This window comes from Paraburkholderia sediminicola (assembly GCF_046030555.1).
GTDB classification, from domain to species: Bacteria; Pseudomonadota; Gammaproteobacteria; order Burkholderiales; family Burkholderiaceae; genus Paraburkholderia; species Paraburkholderia sediminicola_E.
The window spans coordinates 44,250-61,983 of the sequence record NZ_JAQQCH010000009.1 but is presented as its reverse complement, the minus strand read 5'-3'; the positions used below and the strand labels follow the sequence as shown (position 1 = coordinate 61,983).

Below are 17,734 nucleotides of genomic sequence, written 5' to 3'. Positions count from 1 at the left end.
GCGTTTCGGAAAGGCAGGGCAGCAGTCGCAGTCGGATTCACGGGTCTGGAAGAGAAGGGCTTTTCAGGGCAGGCGCCGCGCGGCAAGGCGCGGGCCGGGGTCGTGACGACAACTACGTCCTATAGTTGTCTGACCTCTCGTCATTATACGGGTTTTCCCTTACGCAAAACTATTGCCGTTGCTCGTTCGACCCGTATCTTTATGGCGCGCCGATCCTGGCTAATGTAATGGCGCGTTCGGGGCATGCAGTCACGCACAAGCCGCATGCCCGGCACGCATCGGCGTTTGGCGTGTACGCGACGTTCATTCCATGTACGCGCAGCTTGAATTTCTGCAGCGCTCCCAATTGCTGGTAGTCAGGCGTGTCGATCCGTCGGATCTCGAAAACGTGTTCGGGACAGACTACCGCGCAATCGCCCTTGCCTTCGCACCGTTTGAAATTGACGATGGGAGCAATCACGCCTGCATCTTGCTTGCAAGTGGATGTCGGAGCGTTGCTCATGCCTGATCCTCGGGGCGCTTGCTGTCAACGGACGATAGGCTCTTCCGAAAATTTTCGCGCTCCGCGGGCGTCATCACCATCCATCCCAGCACGGCAATGCCCACCGGAACCAACAGTGCTTTGCCGACGCATCTCAGTTTGAAACTCATCTATCTGCTCCTTTTGATATCCAGTTCGTCATACACGGCTTGCAGGCAAACGCGATCGATGATGCGGTTTCGCACCACGCGGCGGTTCCATAGGTCTGTAGACGATTCGCGATCGCAGATATTGTCGGCGACGAGAAAAATGACGTGACTACGCCGGTGGCGAGCTAATATCGCGACTCGCACATTCCTTGAAGGAGAACGTGATGAGCAAGATGATTTTCGTGAATTTCCCGGTGCGTGATCTGGCCGCGTCGAAGCGCTTCTATGAGGCGGTCGGCTTCACCAACAACCCCCAATTCACCGATGACACGGCCGCCTGCATGGTGTTGAGCGACACCATCCATGCGATGCTGCTGACGCACGATAAGTATCGGCAGTTCACGACCAAGGCAATCCCCGACGCACGAACGACGAGTGAGGTATTGATCTGCATCACTGTCAACAGCCGCGCTGAAGTCGATGACATGGTCGGCAAGGCGAAGGCCATTGGCACGGTGGTCGATCCGACGCCGACGCAGGATTTCGGCTTCATGTACGGTCGCAGTTTTGAGGACCCGGACGGCCATATTTGGGAGGTGATGTGGATGGATGCCAACGCCGCCGCCCATTGATGCAGCGTGTGTCAGAGTAACGACTCTCACTCGTGGAGCGACCCCGCATGACCCGACTACCGATTGCCGACCGATGGTTCGAACTCAAACGCATCAGCGACGACATCACGCTGCTTTGGGAGCCTCATGTCGTCCCGCTGATGCGTTGCAATATCTGGCATGTGCGTGGCCGCGGCCGGGATCTGATGATCGACACGGGGATGGGCATCGTCAGTCTGCAGGATGCCGCGAAGCACTTGCTGCAGAAGGACGTCACCGCCGTTGCGACGCATACGCACTCAGATCATATCGGCGGCCATCATGAATTCGAACACACGCTGGTTCACGAATTAGAGGCAGACAACCTGCGCGCGCCGCGCGAGCGGGGCACCCTTCTGGCGTCGGTATTGGGCGACGACGCCATTCGCCGGTATCGCGAAGCTGGCTATCCGTTCGAGGGCGATCTGATCACGGCCCTTCCGAGCGCTGATTATTCGATGACCGACTATCGCGTGCGGGCTGCAACGGTCACGGAGATCGTCAAGGAAGGGAACATCGTCGATCTCGGCAACCGGCATTTTGAAGTCCTGCATCTGCCCGGCCACTCACCGGGCAGCATTGGTCTATGGGAAGCGGCGTCCGGCACGCTGTTCTCGGGCGATGCGATCTACGACGGCCCGCTGCTGGATGAGATCGGTGGCGCGGACATTCCAACCTATGTGCGCACCATGAAGCGCCTGCGCGAATTGCCCGTGCAAGTGGTTCATGCTGGACACGACGGGAGCTTCGGGCGAGAGCGACTGGTCGAGTTGGTCGACGCCTATCTGGCTAAGCGTACCTGATCACTGGCCGGGGCGACCGCCTGGCGCGTCGCCTGCTGCATTTCGTGCGCCAGGGAAACGGTTGGCTTTTGCCGGCACGGTCCTGAATCTGGCCGCGCCCGTTTCGAACCCCAATAGCCCGTTTTTACGCGTCTTTCAGCCAGGGCATTTCCACGGGTGACACCACCAGGTGCCGCGATTCCTGTTTCAGTTCAAAGATGAACCCGACCAGGATCATGGAGTCGGCATACGGGATCGGGAATACATGAGGATTGTCTGCGCTGAGCAGAGGGCGCTTCGGCGTATGTGCTGTCGTCGCCGCGTTATCGCGGACGCTTTCCAACTCGTCGACCATGGCCTGCCCGTTGACTTTCAGGACGCGGCTGCGCAGGTCGCTGAAGGGTTCGATGCGCGCCCCATCTTCGTTGTATTCGGGCACTTCATAGATGAACCAGGACATGTGCGTCTCCAGGGAAAAGGGCGACTATTCTAGCAGTGGGCATCGTGCATCCCGTTTCCTGACTCCGGGAATCGAGTCGCACGCTGACCCCATTACGGAAAATGGCTGAGACAAAAGTCTCATCCTGTCTGATGCTGCACTGCGGTGTGCCCTTCCGGAACCTGCATGCTAAAAGTCATCCTGAGCGCGCTACTCAACGACGCGCGCCGAGCCGACCGGAGACGTTCATGCCTTATGTTCCGCAAGTGAGACACATCGACCGGATCCGCAAGTTGATCGAAGGCCGGATGCCTGATCGCGGCGGCGATGCTTCGCGGCTGGCTTCGTCGTACTGGCGCTCGCTTGAGCAATACCATCTCGATCCTGGCCTGACAAAAGGCCCGCGCATTCTGACCGCGCCCGAATTACGCGACGTACAACATCGGGAAGAATCCGTTTTACGGGCCTCAGGGGAGTGTCTTTCGCGTCTGCATGAGACGGTTCGCGAAGCGGACTACTGCGTGATGCTGACCGATGCGCAGGGCGTGACGATCGATTATCGCGTTGACCGGGAGCGGCGCCACGACTTCAAACGAGCGGGACTTTATTTGGGCTCCTGCTGGTCGGAACGGGAAGAGGGAACCTGCGGAGTCGCGGCCGTGCTGCTCGATTCCCAACCGATCACGGTTCATAAGACCGATCATTTTCGCGCTGCTTTTACTACGTTGACCTGTAGCGCCTCGCCTATCTTCGGACTGGAAGGCGAACTGATCGGCGTGCTGGATGCCTCCGCGATTCGCTCGCCTGACGAGCGCGAAAGCCAGCGTCTGATCAACCACATCGTGCGTCATGGCGCGGTGTTGATCGAGGACAGTTTCTTTCTCAACGCGACCACGCATTGTTGGGTTTTGCTGGCGCACCGCAATCGCCACTACGTGGAAGCACAGCCGGAGATTCTGATCGCCTTCGATGCGCACGGAAATGCGGTCGCGGCCAATCGCCGGGCGAAAGAGTGCGTGCCAGGTCTCGACCGGCTGCCGCGGCCGGTCTCCGAGCTGTTCGATGTCCGCGCCGAACGTCTTCTGGATGTCAGGCCCGGTCGCGACATGGTCTCGATGAAATTTGCGGGCAATGGCTCGCCGCTGTATGCGCGTGTTCGTCCACCCGTCCTTCGCGCACAGCGGCAAGCTGCGCCGAACCCTCGGGATCCCGCCCGCGCGGCGCAACCCACACTCACCGGTATCGACGCCCTTGAGCGCGACCGCATCGTCGCAGCGCTGACGGATGCGAAATGGCGCCCGGACGAGACAGCCCAAACCTTGGGCATCTCGCGCGCGACGCTTTATAGACGGATCGCGAAGTTCGGCATTGTCCCGCCTCACCGGCGATAGCGGTCCACGGTTATCCAGCGGGCAAAGAACCCGCGCATTACTTCGACGTTTCACTAATCCGTATTGAATGGAGGAGCAGCCATGCCTGAAAATAAAGCAAGCCAGACCATTACACATGTTCTGGAATCCCTGGAGTCGGCGCTTAAACGCGGTGATACCGCCGCGGCCGTCGCGTTGTTTCAACCGGAGTGCTATTGGCGCGATCTGGTTGCTTTCACCTGGAATATCAAAACCATGGAGGGCCGGGACCAGATCGGCGCCATGCTCGACGCGCAACTCGATGCCATTAAACCCACCCGGCTGAGCGTCGCTGACAATGAAGTACCGACCGAAGCCGGCGGCGTAGCCCAGGCGTGGATCACGTTCGAAACCGAGGTCGCCCGCGGCAGCGGTTTTATCCGCGTGAAGGATGGCCTGATCTGGACCTTGCTGACCACCATGGGTGAACTGAAGGGCCATGAAGAACCCAAAGGCAACCGTCGTCCGATGGGAGCGGAACACGGCGCACGCATGGATCGCACGAGCTGGAAGGAACGTCGTGAAGCCGAAGCGCAGGCGCTCGGCCGCGCGGAACAGCCGTACTGTTTGATCGTGGGCGGCGGGCAGGGTGGGATTGGACTGGGCGCGCGTCTGCGGCAACTGGGTGTGCCGACGATCATCGTCGATAAAAATCCACGTCCTGGCGACCAGTGGCGTAACCGCTACAAGTCACTGTGTCTGCATGATCCAGTCTGGTACGACCATATGCCTTATTTGCCGTTCCCGGATAACTGGCCGGTTTTCACGCCCAAAGACAAGATCGGCGACTGGCTCGAGATGTACACCAAGGTCATGGAGCTGAACTATTGGGGATCGACTATTTGCAAGTCTGCCCGATACGACGAGGCGAAGGCTGAATGGGTGGTCGAGGTTGAGCATGACGGCGAGACGTTGACGCTGCGGCCAAAGCAGCTTGTGCTCGCCACCGGCATGTCGGGTAAGCCGAATGTCCCTTCGTTCAAGGGCATGGATGTGTTCAAGGGCGAGCAGCATCATTCGTCGAAACACCCGGGACCCGACGCGTACAAGGGCAAGAAAGTCGTCGTGATCGGCGCGAACAATTCTTCGCACGACATTTGTGCGGCGTTGTGGGAGGCGGGCGTCGACGTCACGATGGTTCAGCGTTCGTCCACGCATATCGTGAAGTCTGATTCGCTGATGGAGCTTGCGCTCGGCGATCTCTATTCCGAGCGCGCGGTGGCGTCAGGTATGACGACGTCGAAAGCCGACCTGACGTTTGCATCGATCCCGTACAAGATCCTGCACACGTTTCAAAAGCCCGTATTCGATGCGATCAGAGAGCGCGACGCCGAGTTCTACGACCGTCTGCAAAAGCGGGGTTTCATGCTCGACTTCGGCGACGACGACTCGGGGCTCTTCATGAAATATCTTCGGCGCGGGTCGGGCTATTACATTGATGTTGGAGCAGCCGACCTTGTAGCAGACGGCAAGATCAAGCTGAAAAGCGGCGTGGATGTGGTCGAACTCAAGGAGCACTCTGTCCTGCTAAGCGACGGCACCGAGCTCGAGGCGGGTCTCGTCGTCTATGCAACGGGCTACGGATCGATGAACGGCTGGGCCGCCGATCTCATCTCGCGAGAAGTGGCGGATAAAGTGGGCAAGGTGTGGGGGCTGGGTTCGAATACGACAAAAGACCCAGGGCCATGGGAAGGCGAACAACGCAACATGTGGAAGCCCACGCAGCAGTCTGCCTTGTGGTTCCATGGTGGCAACCTGCATCAGTCGCGCCACTACTCGCAATATTTATCGCTGCAATTGAAGGCGCGCATGGAGGGCATCGCGACGCCGGTTTATGGCTTGCAGGAAGTGCATCACGTTTCCTGACGCCAGCGTGGTGTCGATGCGCGGACCACTTCGATCCGAAGGTTAAGAAACCGGGGTGGGGGAGTGACGCGCATCGACGCAATACGGTTGCCGCTGACGTTGTTCAGCGCGTCGCCTTCCCGCATGAAGCAGGACGCGCCCTGAGAGAAAAGCCTGCACATCGTGCGGCATGAACGGAATGATCGCAGACGTGTTGGCCCGTGCCCGTGCTCGCGCTCGCTGTTCGCTGTTCGCCGGTTTTGACCAGTCTGCGCGTCACCGTACAGACGTGGCCGGCCAGCCGTACGATTCTGAAGTCTTAACGATCTGCTGCCGCATGTCCTCGAGCTTTTCGCGCACGCCAGCAGAACGATCGCGCCACTACGATGAAACTGTCCGTTCTCCGTACGCTGACTTGCCTTGCATTGCTGGGCGTGGGATTTCCTTCAGCCGTGTGCAATGCTTATGCGCTCGACACGCAACTGGACTGCCAGTCGAGCCCGCATGATTTCATTGCGCCGCTTCTGAATGAGCAATCGATCGACCCAAAGCCAATGCGCATTGAGGCGAACTCGGTCAACGCATTTCGACCCACGCGCGGAAGTAACCTGACGGCATTCGGTTTTCATGTCTATGCCGTCTTCGGGTATGAGCCGGACGATCCCATGTTCAAACAAGGCAGCGGCCAGCCGGTCAAACCCTCAAGGTACGGCGTGGTGGTGACCGGCTCTGCTGAGTCGGTTGAGGCGAGCGTGCGAAGGGCAGGCAGCGATGCGGTTATTCACGAAGTGATTCCGCTTCTTCTCACAGCCGTTTTCTGCAATGGGCATTGAGGCCGAGCCTCACGCTTTTGGATTGATACGTCGAAGCCGCTCGAAAGTCGCGTTCTCGCGTGCGGCTCGCATCGCGAGCGCGGATACGCGTACGCAAACCTCGCAACGAGGTTTGCTTCGATAGGTCATGCCCGTCGCACCGTTCATCTCGTCCATTCCTTTAAAAGCGCCATCGCGCGCTGTGCGAGCGGAGAAAGGTAAGCCCCCTTCCGGAAGACCACGCCGATATGCCGGCGCAAGTCGAGTTCGTTCGTGTCGAGGTTGAGCGCGCGCAGTCCTTCGAGTGCATCGAACGATTCGGTGCCCGCAACGCAGAGCATCGTCGTGCCGCGCAGCAGGTGCAGCAACGACGTGCTGCCGAAGTCGGTCTCTACTCGCAGCTTCGGCGCTGAGAGACCTTGCCTGACGAAGGCTGCGTCCACTTGCTGCCGAACCACGATGGTCGGCCCCGGTAGTAACCATTCCTGATCCACCAGATCGGCCAGCCGCACATTGCGCTTGCGGTGCAGCGGATGCGAGTCGTCGGCGAGCACAGAAAGGCTGTCGCGAAAGAGTTCGACGAACGATAGTTCATCCGCATCCCGGTTTGGCTCGGGAGCGACGATCAGATCGAGTTCCCCCGCAACGAGCAGGTCGACAAGGTCGCGCGCAAGCCGGCGCCGCAGCCGCAGGCGTGCAGCCGGTCGTTCCTTCAGCAACTGGCGACATGCACCCAGAACGAGCGCCGCCGGCACGGTCGGAGAATAGCCAAGACTCAGCACACCCTGTTCGCCGCTGCGGATCGCGTGCATTTCCTTCAGCGCGTCCTCGTATTCCAGTGCAATCCGGCGCGCACGCGCGAGGAATCGCGAACCCGCCTGAGTCGGCGCGACGCCATTCGCCGTGCGTTGGAACAGCGCGAGGCCGGTCTGCGCCTCGACACGCTGGATGGCTTTCGTCAGCGCCGGCTGGCTCATGCCCAGCGCCTCCGCGGCCTTGCCGATGCCGCCGTGCTCCTCTACCGCAAGCAGGTAATCCAGATCCCGCGTCTCCATGGTCATTCCTGTTGGCTATGGCTTTATAGCCAACGCCGCATTGTAGTGATGACATGCATCTTACAGACTAGCGCCAGCATTGATAAAGGAGACACCGATTGGGCTTTGCTTACTTTCTGCGCCGCGCCGCGCGTTATTGGGGCGACAACGTAGCGGTCATTCATCGCAACCGCGAGTTGACATACCGTCAGCTCGACGAGCGCTCGACCTTGCTGGCGAATGCATTACTCGGCTTGGGGCTCGCGAAAGGCGACCGGGTTGCGGTTCAGGCTCGTAACTGCACCGAGCTGGTGGAAATCGAATGCGCGCTGTACAAGGCTGGGCTCGTCAAGGCCGCGCTGAATCCGCGCTTCACGGTGCACGAAGCGGCTGACGTTGTCGAGAATTGCACGCCGCGCGTCATGATCGCAGGCGAGGGATTCACCGCTTACGACCGCGCGTCGCCAGGATTCGGTTCGGTCGAGTCGTTCATTTCGCTCGGCGCGCCTGCTAACGGATACGCCGATTACGAAACACTGATCTCGCGTGCCAGCCCACATCTGCCCGATGTCGCATTGTCGTCCGACGATCTCGCCGTGCTGCACTTCTCCTCTGGCTCGACCGGCAAGATCAAGGCGGCCATGCAGACCTATGGCAACCGCCTCGCGTCGCTGCGCAAGATCCTGCAGGGCATGGATTGTCCGGCGAAACCCGGCGACCGGCTCGCGCTGATCGGTCCGGTCACCCACGCGTCCGGCATGCTGATGCAGCCGTACCTGTATTCGGGCGCCATGCTCGTCTTGTTCGACACGTTCGAGCCCGCGCACTTTCTGCGGGAAATCGCGCGGCTGCGGATCACGCACGTGTTCATGGTGCCGGCGATGATCAACATGCTTCTTAACGATCCCGCACTGGACACCGCCGATCTGACGAGCCTGAAGATGCTCGGCTACGGTGCGGCGCCGATGGCGCCGGCGCGCATTCAGGAAGCGTGGACGCGTATCGGTCCCGTGTTGTCGCAAGGTTACGGCGCGAGCGAGTCGACCTCGGGCGTTACGCGTCTTTCCATCGCCGATCATGCCGACGCGATGGCGCATCGCCCCGAGCGGCTCGCGTCATGCGGGCGACCTACGGGCGAGACCGAAGTTCTCGTGGTTGACGAACACGGCCGCGAGGTCACCGGGGATGCGATGGGCGAAATCGTCATTCGCGGCGCAGACGTGTTTCAAGGTTACTGGGGCGCGCCGGAGCTCACGCGCGAAGTGCTCGTCAACGGCTGGCTGCGGACCGGCGATCTCGCGCGCGTCGACGAAGAAGGGTACATCTACCTCGTCGATCGTCAGAAAGACATGATCATTTCCGGCGGCTTCAATGTTTATCCGACCGAGGTCGAAGCCTCGCTCTATCAGCATCCCGACATCATGGAAGCGTGCGTGATTGGCGTTCCCGATGAGAAGTGGGGAGAAAGCGTGAAGGCCGTCGTCGTGCTGAAGAGCGGACGCAACACGGTCGCGGACGAGATCATCGCCCATTGCCGCGCGCGGCTCGCTGACTACAAGCTCCCCCGTACCGTGAACTTCGTTGCAGATCTGCCCAAGAACGCGAGCGGAAAGATCGCCCGCAAGCTGGTTCGCGAGCAGTACTGGCACGGTGTCTCGCGTCGAATCAATTGAAGAGGAAGCTTATGTTCGATTCCCTGAATAATCCGGCGTTCGTCGAAACCCGCGAGGGCATTCGCCGCTTCGTCGCGGAAGAATTGCAGCCGATGGAGCAGGAGCTTGGCCTCGGCAGCGAGGACGTCTGGCCGCGCGAGACGCTGCGCCGCGTATGGCGCCGTTCCGCCGCACTCGGTTTCTACGCGGCATGCCTGCCCGTCCAGCTGGGCGGCAAGGGGCTCTCGATTCTCGAGCAGTGCGCGCTCAAGGCGGACCTTGCTGCGTCCGGTTCCGCGCTCGCGCCGCATGTGCTCGGCGACCTGGGCGGCCCGCCGCGGGTCGGCAACATGCTCAGGTACGCGAGCGCGGATCAGCTCGCGCGCTATTTCGACCCGGTGATTCGTGGCGAGAAGTCGACCTGCTTCGCGCTGACCGAACCGCACTCCGGCTCGGACGCGCAGAGCATTGCCACCACGGCGGTCGTGGATGGCGACGAACTGGTGATCAATGGCGTCAAGCATTACATCAGCGGCGCACCGTTCGCCGACTTCGCGATCGTCATGTGCGTGACGGACGCAACGACCACGCCGCCTGCCATCACCGCGGTGCTTGTCGATCTCGATCTGCCCGGCGTGACGGTGGAACAGCAATACGTGCCGATGTCGGGACAGCACATTGATGCGGACATCCGCTTCGTCGACGTTCGCGTGCCGCGCGCGAACGTGTTCGGCGGCGAAGGCAACGGGTTCAAGCTCGGCATGTCGCGTATCAATGTCAACCGGCTGATGCACTGTCCGACAATGCTCGGCCTTGCCACCGCGGCCTATGAAGCGTCGCTCGATTACGCGCGTACGCGCCGGCAGTTCGGTGGCCCGATCGCACGCTTTCAGGCGATCCAGCACATGCTCGCCGATATGGCTGCGGCGCTGTGGGCGTGCGAAAGCATGATCGCGCAGACGGCCGTGCTCGCCGATGCCGGCGCCGATCTGCGCATGAAGGCTGCAGCCTGCAAGCTGTTCGTGTCGGAACGCTGCTTTGAAATCGCGGACAAGGCCGTGCAGATTCACGGCAACGTCGGGGTGACGCGTCATCATCCGATCGAGCAGACCTTCCGCAAACTGCGCATGTTCCGTGTCTTCACTGGCACGAGCGAGATTCAGCGCAATACGATCGCCCGGGTGATTCTCGACCCTGCCGGCACGGCGGCATGACAGACCAACACGGTACGCAGACGCACGCCGCACTTTTTGCAAGGAAACGATGTAGATGAAACCCGACTGGTCATGCCTGAACGGCGTCAAGATTGTCGATCTGAGTCAGTTGTTGCCAGGGCCGCATGCCACGTCAATGCTGATGCAACTGGGTGCGGACGTCATCAAAGTCGAACCGCCGGGCACGGGCGATCCGGCGCGGCAACTTGGAGGCACGGTTTTCGCGCAGCTCAACCGCGGCAAGCGCTCGGTCGCGCTCGATCTGAAGAGCGCCACCGGCAAAGCGACGCTTCTCGATTTGATCCGGGACGCGGATGCGGTCGTGGAAGGCTTCCGGCCAGGCGTCATGCAGCGGCTCGGACTCGACTACGCCACGCTCGCCGAGGTGAACCCGCGCATCGTCATGTGCTCGATATCCGGGTTCGGGCAGAGCGGGCCGTATTCGGCGCTGCCTGGCCACGATCTCAACTATCTGGCGCTCGGCGGCTTCTGGTCGACGCCGGTTCAGGTGAACGACCGTGTCTCGCGTCCACGGGTTCGCCTCGCGGACTATGCTGCGTCGAGTCATGCCGCGCTCGCGCTGGCCGTGGCGGTTCTCAGCGCACGTCAGAATGGCCGTGGCCAGCATCTCGACGTGTCGATTCACGACTGTGTGATGGCGTGGACAGCGCCTGCCGCGTGGACGTCGCGCGACTATGCAGAGGAGCCGCTGGCATCGCCGACGGTCATGCCTGAGAACGACATTTTCGAAACCCGGGACGGACGGCATCTCGCGCTAGGCATTCTGGAAAACAAGTTCTGGTTGACGCTGCGCGAAGCACTCGGTGCCGACTACCCTGCGCTGATGGACGACCGGTTCGCGTCGCGCCTTGGCAGGCAGCAGTTCAAGCGCGAGGTCAACGCGTTGCTCGCGCACATGTTCCTGGCGCGCACGCTTGCCGAATGGCTCGCAACGCTGGAGACTTTCGACCTGCCGGTTTCGCCGCTGCTTGACGCACGCGAGCTGTTTCTCGATCCGCACGTGTGCGCACGCGGCATGGTCCGCGAGTTCGCTCACGACGGATCCATGGCGGTGCGCTTTCCCGTGAAGTTCTCCGCGGGTCTGCCCGACGCAGGCGATATCGTCCCCCTGCTCGGTCAGCACGACGGCTGAGGCAACGCAATACCAGGGACGCGAAGACGTTCCGACAATCATGGAGACAAACCGAATGGCAACCGAACAAAGCCGGTATCGGCCCTGGCGGGCGTGGTCCATCGCGATCATGCTGGCCTTGATGATGCTCGTGAACTTTCTGGACAAGGTTGTGCTTGGCCTCGTATCCGTACCGATGATGCGCGAGCTTCATCTGTCGCCCACGCAGTTCGGGCTGATCGGCGGCAGTCTCAACTGGCTGTTCTCGATCTCCGCCGTGCTCGGCGGGCTCGCGGCGAATCGCGCGTCGACAAAATGGCTGTTGCTGCTGATGGCCGGCGCATGGACCGTGCTGCAATTGCCGATGCTCGTTGCCGGTTCGATCTGGAGCGTGATCGCGTGCCGTGTCCTGCTTGGCGCGGGCGAAGGGCCTGCGTCGCCGGTTGCCGTGCATGCGCTCTACAAGTGGTTTCCCGATGCAAAGCGCAACCTGCCTGTCGCGGTCCTTCATCAGGGCAGCGCGCTTGGCTTGCTGGTGGCAGGTCTCACGATTCCGGCTATTACCGCGCATTGGGGTTGGCGAGCCAATTTTCTGGTGCTGTCCGCACTCGGCGGCCTCTGGTGTGTCGCGTGGCTCGTGTTCGGCGCCGAAGGGAAACTGTCGAGTCCGGTGCGATCGGACCACTCCGCGCGTGTTCCGTACGCGCTGCTGCTGACGGACCGAACGGTCCTGGGCGTTTTCGCAGGGCATTTCGCTGCAAACTGGATTCTCGCGATGACGCTCACCTGGACGCCGACCTGGCTGCAGCTTGGGATGGGCTACGCACCGCAGACGGCGGGCAGAATGTTCGCGTTGTTCGTGGCGATTACCGCGCCGCTGAGTCTGGGCCTGGCCTGGCTGTCCCAGCGCCTGCTGGCGCGCGGCGTGCCGTCGCGGGTTGGGCGTGGCGGCTTCCTGACGGTAACGCTCATTGTGGCGGGAGCATTGCTTGCCTCACTGGCGTGGCCAGGTCTCCCGCCGATGCTCAGGTTCGTTTTGCTGACGCTCGGCAGCGGCATGACGCTCGTGACGTACTCGATTGGGCCGGCCATGCTCGGCGAAGTGACACCTGATTCACAGCGTGGCGGCATTCTCGCGCTCAGCAACGGTTTTTCGTCACTCGCCGGACTTGCCGCGCCGATCGTGACCGGCTTGTTGATCGAAGGCGCGGGACGTTCGACTGCTGTCGGGTTCGAAGAGGCGAGCGTCGCGAGCGGCGTGGTGCTGCTGGGGTGCGGCGTGCTCTGCGCTTTCTGCCTCGACCCGCAGCGCTCGCAACGCCGCCTGGCCCCCGGCATGACACACGTGCCGGCGGAGCTCAACCTGGTCGAGCGGGGCTGACGGCATCAGCAAGACTGTTTCTCGTCGCGTACCTCGGATGCGCGACAGTTCACTGCTTTATTAGTTATCCATATGAATATAGATAGAATAATCAAGGAGACGTATGAAGAAGGTCTTGTATGTGGCGCTGATGAGTGTGCTTTCCGGTGCGGCCTATGCGCAATCGAGCGTCACGCTGTACGGCGACATCGGCGGTGGTCTCCGATGGACGAATGGTGCCAAGGGCGGTAGCGTAGTTGGCTTCAACAACAATATCATCGCCGGCAATCAGTTCGGCTTTACCGGCAAAGAGGACTTGGGCAACGGTCTCAAGGCGATCTTCAAGCTCGAGGGCTCGTTCAGCAGCGGCACTGGCGCAGTAAAGACCTCGGGTACGCTGTTTTCTCAGGCGGCCTTTGTCGGTTTGACTGGCGATTTCGGGCGTTTGACATTCGGCAGGCAACTGAACGCCAACGAAGACTTTGGCATTCTCATCGATCCCAGTGGCGGGCGAGGGTCGTCCATCGCAATCGAACCCGGCGTTGTGTACAGCGCGAACTATTTCACGCTCGATTCGCGCTTCAATAACACCGTCAAGTACCTCGGGCAGGTCGGCGGATTGCGCTTCGGCGCCAGCTATTCGCCGGGCGGCGTGGCCGGCAATACCCGCGCCGGTACGAACTTCTCCGGTGCCGCCATGTATCAATGGGGACCCGCGCTTGGCGGCGTGTCCTATCAGAAGACCTACAACGCCGCCGCGACGCAGTGGGCGCAAACGTTCCAGACAGGCGGTACGCTGCAGATCGGGCCGGCGCGCCTTTACCTGAACTATGCCGACCTCACGGTCACCGGCGCGACCCCGGGCGCTCCCCGGCGCCGTGACAAGATCCCAGGCGGTGGCCTGGTATGGGTGGTTACGCCGTCATTCCAGGTCACGGCGGCTTTCACCGACGATATCGCCAGCGACCTAGGCAACGTTCAGGCTGCCAGTGGCCACAAGATCACGACTTTTGCGATCGCCGAGTATTTCATTTCCAAGCAGACCGAGTTGTATGCGGAGGTGGATCGCAATGGCTTCTCGGGTGCTTATCGCTATGACCCTGCCAACGTCACCGCCCTTGGCCTCAATCCTGGCGGGCATGGATTGACCGGCGTTTCAGTCGGCCTGATGACCCGCTTTTAGGCATTCACGGCGAGGTAATGAGCGTTTGTATTCCGCTTGTATTCCCTACTTGTTCACATTGACCGAAGGAACGGCATGATTAACCCGCACCTAAGCCTGCATACTCTGTTTGCCGCGGCGCTCCTCGCGTTCGCCAGCCATGCAATGGCGCAGTCCACGCCTGCGCCGGCAGAAGGAACGTCGTTCTCCAGCGCCTCTACCGTAGCCGGCACCAAGACGTTGAAAGCTGCGGACAGGAAGCTTGCCCATCGTGTTGCTACCGCGCTCGAAAGAACCCGCGGACTGAACCCGGCCCGCATTCTCGTCAAGGTTCGCGACGGGCATGTCACGCTAAACGGCTCGGTCACCGACAACGAGCAAATCTCGTTGGCTGCGGATGCCGCAAGGCAAGTCGAGGGTGTCAAGTCGGTGGAGAATTTCGTCCGCGTTTCCGGGCCGTCGCTCTAATGGCGTTGAGAAACCTCGTATCGTGCTGCGCCGAGCCTAGTTGCTGCTGCGAAGGCGACAACGATAACGATAAACTTGCAAAACCGCTCACCAAGAGAAAACGTATGAACATCAGCACACTTTCGGCGGCTTCGACAATTCGCTTGCGCGTTGCCGTGTCCGCCGTGCTCATCGGCACAATATTGCCGACAGCCGCGCATGCGCAAATGGCCGCGCCCGTCACGGATCCCGTTGAGCTCGGCGTCATGCAGGGTTTTCCTCCGGCGGCGGACAAGCTGGTAACCAAGGCGAACTCCCTGCGCTTTCCCAACCTTGGCTGGGCGCTGCGCAACACGCGCGTGATGATGCCGACGGCCAATGTCGAGCATGCGCGTGTGCCGATGCCTTTGCCAGTAGCGTCCACGCTCGATCCCGACAAAGTGCAGTTCACCGTGGATGGAACGACGTTGAGTCTCAGCGATTATCTGCGGCGAACCTATACCGATGGGTTCATCGTTATTCACGATGGAAAGATCGTCTACGAAGGCTACTTCAATTCCTATACGCCGCATCAGACTCACGCGTGGGCGTCCATGACCAAATCGGTGACGGGACTGCTTGCCACGCAATTGATCGATGAAGGGAAGCTCAACCCGGAAGCGAAATTGTCCGCGTACGTCCCTGAATTGGCGGGCACCGCATTTGGGGACGCCACCGTGCAGCAGAACCTCGATATGGAGGTGCCGGTCAGTTATCCGGCAGATCTGCCACCGGATCTCGGTCTCTTTGGCGCCGTAGGATTCATCCCCCGGCGCAGCGATGCACCGGACAGCATCTACGATTTTCTGAAGGTGACGCATCCGACGCCGAATGCGGCAGCGGGTGCCATGTGGTACTACCAGAATGGCTCGCCGGAAGCGGTTGCCTGGGCGCTCCGGCGCATTACCGGCTTATCGTGGAGCGAGATGGTATCGCGTTCAATATGGCAAAAAATCGCTGAAGATGACGGTGACGTCGTCGTGGATCGCACAGGCACGGAAATGGCAAGCGGCGGCTTCAATACGACGCTGCGCGATGCCGCTCGCTTCGGCGAATTGATGCGCAAGGGAGCGGCTGGCGCTTCTACGCTCTTCCCGGTTTCGTCGATTCGTCTTGCCTTAAAACCCACTGACAACGCTGGCGCATTCGCGAAGGGCAATCTTGCCGCAGGGCATCCCGGCTATTCGTATCATGACTACTGGTACCAGGTGAACGACGGTGACCGGTCATTCGCGGCCGGCGGACGATTTGGCCAATCGATTCTCGTGAATCCAAAAGCCGGCATCACGATCGTCAAGTTCTCCTCGTATCCGGATCAAGCCGCGCGCCCGACGAGCGCCGCGGCGGGCAACGCCATCCCTCGCGCGCCACTTGCCACTGCCGAAGCATTGGATGCGGCGGCGCGTGCGATCAAAGCCGCCCTTGGATCCTGAACGCGGAACTTGCCTTCTTGATCGGCGCATGGGCGCGTGCTGGGAGCGCTACTGAAGGAGCGTAATTTCAACACGCTCCTTTCCCTTCCCCGTGTTTTTGCGCTTGAGTTTCAGCGCACCGATCTCGGCGGTCGAGCGTGGATGCGTACCCCCACATCCCATTCGGGCGAAGCCTTCGACTTCCCAGAACCTGCGTTCGGCTTTCTCGTCGCTAAACGCAGTCAGGATCGGGTGGTCATGGCTGATAAGCGCAATCGCTTCCTGCTCGATAATGGGCAACAGTGGCGCGACGCTGACGTCGCTGGCAAAGTCGATTCGTGCTTTGTCCGGCGATATGTGAGCACCAATGCGTTCTATTCCCGGACGATGTCGGTAGACCATCTGAAGGATCATCTCGGCCGCAAAGTGGAGGCGCATCAACCGATAGCGCCTATCCCAGTCGATGCACACCGTCACGCGGTCGTCGACCGTGAGGGTATGGTCGGGTGGCAGTGTGTAGAGAATGTCTTGCCCGTGCTTTTCCGCCAACAGAACCGGGTAACCACCGAGCGTCCCGGCATCGCTCTCTTGCCCACCCGAAAAGGCAAAGAAGATCGTCTTTTCGACCTGTACCCGATCGCCGTCGAGCTGGGTTATCACCGTATCGAGTTCCGTCTGATACGGTGCGCTCCAGAATACTTTTTGTGTCATGCCGTGCCTTGATGAAACGACGTTTGTTGGCGGACATGCTACAGAGGGCGAACCCCAGCGACTTGTACAAACTTGCGGTATGAACCTGCGCGTTCGCCCCTCCTGATCAATCAACCCTTCGCCCACGCGGCGGCCGTTGCAACCGCGAAGTCCCGATAGGACCTCGGTTGCCGTCCGAGCAGCGTAGCCAGACGATCCACTTCAGCTTTCGAAGCGACCGCGCCGTCCTGTTGATAACGACGCATCATCAGGCGCATGTCGTAGGCGAGCCAGCCTGGTGCGACTGCCTTGAGACGCTGTTCGAGAATGTCGAGATCGTCGCCGCCGTAGCGGACCGAACGGCCCAACGCCTCGGCCCAGATCGCAGCGATGGTGTCCGAAGTCAGGGCATCAGGACCCACGAGCTCGTATGTTTCACGCGGCAGCGCATTGGCGGCGCGCTCGCGGCGCAGGAGTTCGCGTGCCGCGGCTTCACCGATATCACGCACGTCGACCATTGAAATGCCTTTGCCGCCAATCGGCATACCGTAGACGCCGTGCGTCAGCAGCGGGTCTTTCTGCCTCACGTCGTTCTGGATGAAATAGGCGGGACGTAGCACTGTCGCCGGCAGGTTGTCGTGCTCGATCATGCGCTCGACCGTGTGCTTGCCGGTGAAGTGCGGCACGTCCACATACTCCGCGCCCTTGAAAACCGACAGATAAACAATGCCTTTTACGCCGGACTCCCGCGCCACGCTCAGGGTCTGCAGGGCCTGGGTCAGTTCATCCGCGGCGTTGGGAGCCAGCAGGAATAACGTGCTGACGCCGTTCATTGCGCGCCGTACTGCGTCGATGTCGGCCAGGTCGCCCTTGACCGCGGTGACACCGTCGGGGAATTGCGCTTTCTCCGGCGAGCGGGTCAGTGCCCGAACTTCTGCACCGCTGCCGTTCAGATGGTCGAGAACCTGCTTGCCGATCACGCCTGTGCTGCCGGTTACGAGGATTGCCATGATGTTCTCCTTGGG

The 17,734-nt window shown here is 60.9% G+C and carries 18 protein-coding genes; 12 read left to right on the top strand and 6 right to left on the bottom strand.

From position 1 onward, the window contains the following. Positions 1–199: 199 nt before the first annotated feature. Both PQQ52_RS14985 and PQQ52_RS14980 read right to left on the bottom strand, forming a co-directional pair. Positions 200–502 (bottom strand): 4Fe-4S dicluster domain-containing protein, encoded by a 303-nt coding sequence (locus PQQ52_RS14985; RefSeq protein ID WP_408212418.1) that lies wholly within the window; start codon positions 500–502, stop codon positions 200–202. Further along, complete coding sequence (locus tag PQQ52_RS14980; RefSeq protein ID WP_408212415.1) at positions 499–651, bottom strand: hypothetical protein; 153 nt, start codon at positions 649–651, stop codon at positions 499–501. Before PQQ52_RS14980 ends, PQQ52_RS14985 begins: the two co-directional genes overlap by 4 nt. 203 nt (positions 652–854) lie before the next feature. Between PQQ52_RS14980 and PQQ52_RS14975 the strand changes: the two genes are divergently transcribed. After that, positions 855–1,262, top strand: coding sequence for a VOC family protein (locus PQQ52_RS14975; protein WP_408212412.1), 408 nt, complete (start codon positions 855–857; stop codon positions 1,260–1,262). Between the two features lie 47 nt (positions 1,263–1,309). Continuing rightward, the gene (locus PQQ52_RS14970) at positions 1,310–2,083 is read left to right on the top strand and encodes an MBL fold metallo-hydrolase (RefSeq protein WP_408212409.1); all 774 of its coding nucleotides are present in this window, start codon (positions 1,310–1,312) and stop codon (positions 2,081–2,083) included. 124 nt (positions 2,084–2,207) lie between these two features. Here PQQ52_RS14970 and PQQ52_RS14965 read toward each other — a convergent pair whose 3' ends face one another. After that, positions 2,208–2,522 (bottom strand): helicase, encoded by a 315-nt coding sequence (locus PQQ52_RS14965; RefSeq protein ID WP_408212406.1) that lies wholly within the window; start codon positions 2,520–2,522, stop codon positions 2,208–2,210. Between the two features lie 227 nt (positions 2,523–2,749). Here PQQ52_RS14965 and PQQ52_RS14960 point away from each other — a divergent pair, with 227 nt between their 5' ends. The 3 genes from PQQ52_RS14960 (at position 2,750) to PQQ52_RS14950 (ending at position 6,588) form a co-directional block, all read left to right on the top strand. Continuing rightward, a complete protein-coding gene (locus PQQ52_RS14960) occupies positions 2,750–3,892 on the top strand; it encodes a GAF domain-containing protein (RefSeq protein ID WP_408212405.1) in 1,143 nt (380 codons plus the stop codon). An 81-nt stretch (positions 3,893–3,973) separates the two neighbouring features. Then, a complete protein-coding gene (locus PQQ52_RS14955; RefSeq protein ID WP_408212402.1) occupies positions 3,974–5,776 on the top strand; it encodes an NAD(P)/FAD-dependent oxidoreductase in 1,803 nt (600 codons plus the stop codon). Between the two features lie 365 nt (positions 5,777–6,141). After that, entirely contained in the window at positions 6,142–6,588 is a 447-nt protein-coding gene (locus PQQ52_RS14950; protein WP_408212399.1) for a hypothetical protein, read from the top strand. 143 nt (positions 6,589–6,731) lie between these two features. Here PQQ52_RS14950 and PQQ52_RS14945 read toward each other — a convergent pair whose 3' ends face one another. Further along, positions 6,732–7,622: a LysR family transcriptional regulator gene (locus tag PQQ52_RS14945; RefSeq protein ID WP_408212397.1), complete on the bottom strand. Its 891-nt coding sequence runs from the start codon at positions 7,620–7,622 to the stop codon at positions 6,732–6,734. 98 nt (positions 7,623–7,720) lie between these two features. On the opposite strand from PQQ52_RS14945, the gene PQQ52_RS14940 reads away from it, so the two are divergent. The 7 genes from PQQ52_RS14940 (at position 7,721) to PQQ52_RS14910 (ending at position 16,040) form a co-directional block, all read left to right on the top strand. Beyond that, positions 7,721–9,274 (top strand): AMP-binding protein, encoded by a 1,554-nt coding sequence (locus PQQ52_RS14940; protein ID WP_408212394.1) that lies wholly within the window; start codon positions 7,721–7,723, stop codon positions 9,272–9,274. A gap of 11 nt (positions 9,275–9,285) precedes the next feature. Next, positions 9,286–10,467, top strand: a complete 1,182-nt coding sequence (locus PQQ52_RS14935) for an acyl-CoA dehydrogenase family protein (protein WP_408212392.1) — start codon at positions 9,286–9,288, stop codon at positions 10,465–10,467. Positions 10,468–10,522: 55 nt separating this feature from the next. Beyond that, entirely contained in the window at positions 10,523–11,620 is a 1,098-nt protein-coding gene (locus PQQ52_RS14930) for a CaiB/BaiF CoA transferase family protein (protein WP_408212390.1), read from the top strand. 55 nt (positions 11,621–11,675) lie between these two features. Further along, positions 11,676–12,980: an MFS transporter gene (locus PQQ52_RS14925; protein WP_408212387.1), complete on the top strand. Its 1,305-nt coding sequence runs from the start codon at positions 11,676–11,678 to the stop codon at positions 12,978–12,980. 103 nt (positions 12,981–13,083) lie between these two features. Next, the gene (locus PQQ52_RS14920; protein WP_408212386.1) at positions 13,084–14,142 is read left to right on the top strand and encodes a porin; all 1,059 of its coding nucleotides are present in this window, start codon (positions 13,084–13,086) and stop codon (positions 14,140–14,142) included. A 75-nt stretch (positions 14,143–14,217) separates the two neighbouring features. Continuing rightward, positions 14,218–14,589 (top strand): BON domain-containing protein, encoded by a 372-nt coding sequence (locus tag PQQ52_RS14915; protein WP_408212383.1) that lies wholly within the window; start codon positions 14,218–14,220, stop codon positions 14,587–14,589. Between the two features lie 104 nt (positions 14,590–14,693). Further along, positions 14,694–16,040 carry a serine hydrolase domain-containing protein gene (locus PQQ52_RS14910; RefSeq protein ID WP_408212381.1) on the top strand — a complete coding sequence of 449 codons (1,347 nt, stop codon included), beginning with the start codon at positions 14,694–14,696 and terminating at the stop codon, positions 16,038–16,040. A 48-nt stretch (positions 16,041–16,088) separates the two neighbouring features. On the opposite strand, the gene PQQ52_RS14905 is transcribed toward PQQ52_RS14910, so the two are convergent. Both PQQ52_RS14905 and PQQ52_RS14900 read right to left on the bottom strand, forming a co-directional pair. Then, positions 16,089–16,730: an alanyl-tRNA editing protein gene (locus PQQ52_RS14905; protein ID WP_408212378.1), complete on the bottom strand. Its 642-nt coding sequence runs from the start codon at positions 16,728–16,730 to the stop codon at positions 16,089–16,091. 110 nt (positions 16,731–16,840) lie between these two features. Then, a complete protein-coding gene (locus PQQ52_RS14900; protein ID WP_408212376.1) occupies positions 16,841–17,719 on the bottom strand; it encodes an NmrA/HSCARG family protein in 879 nt (292 codons plus the stop codon). Positions 17,720–17,734 lie beyond the last annotated feature (15 nt).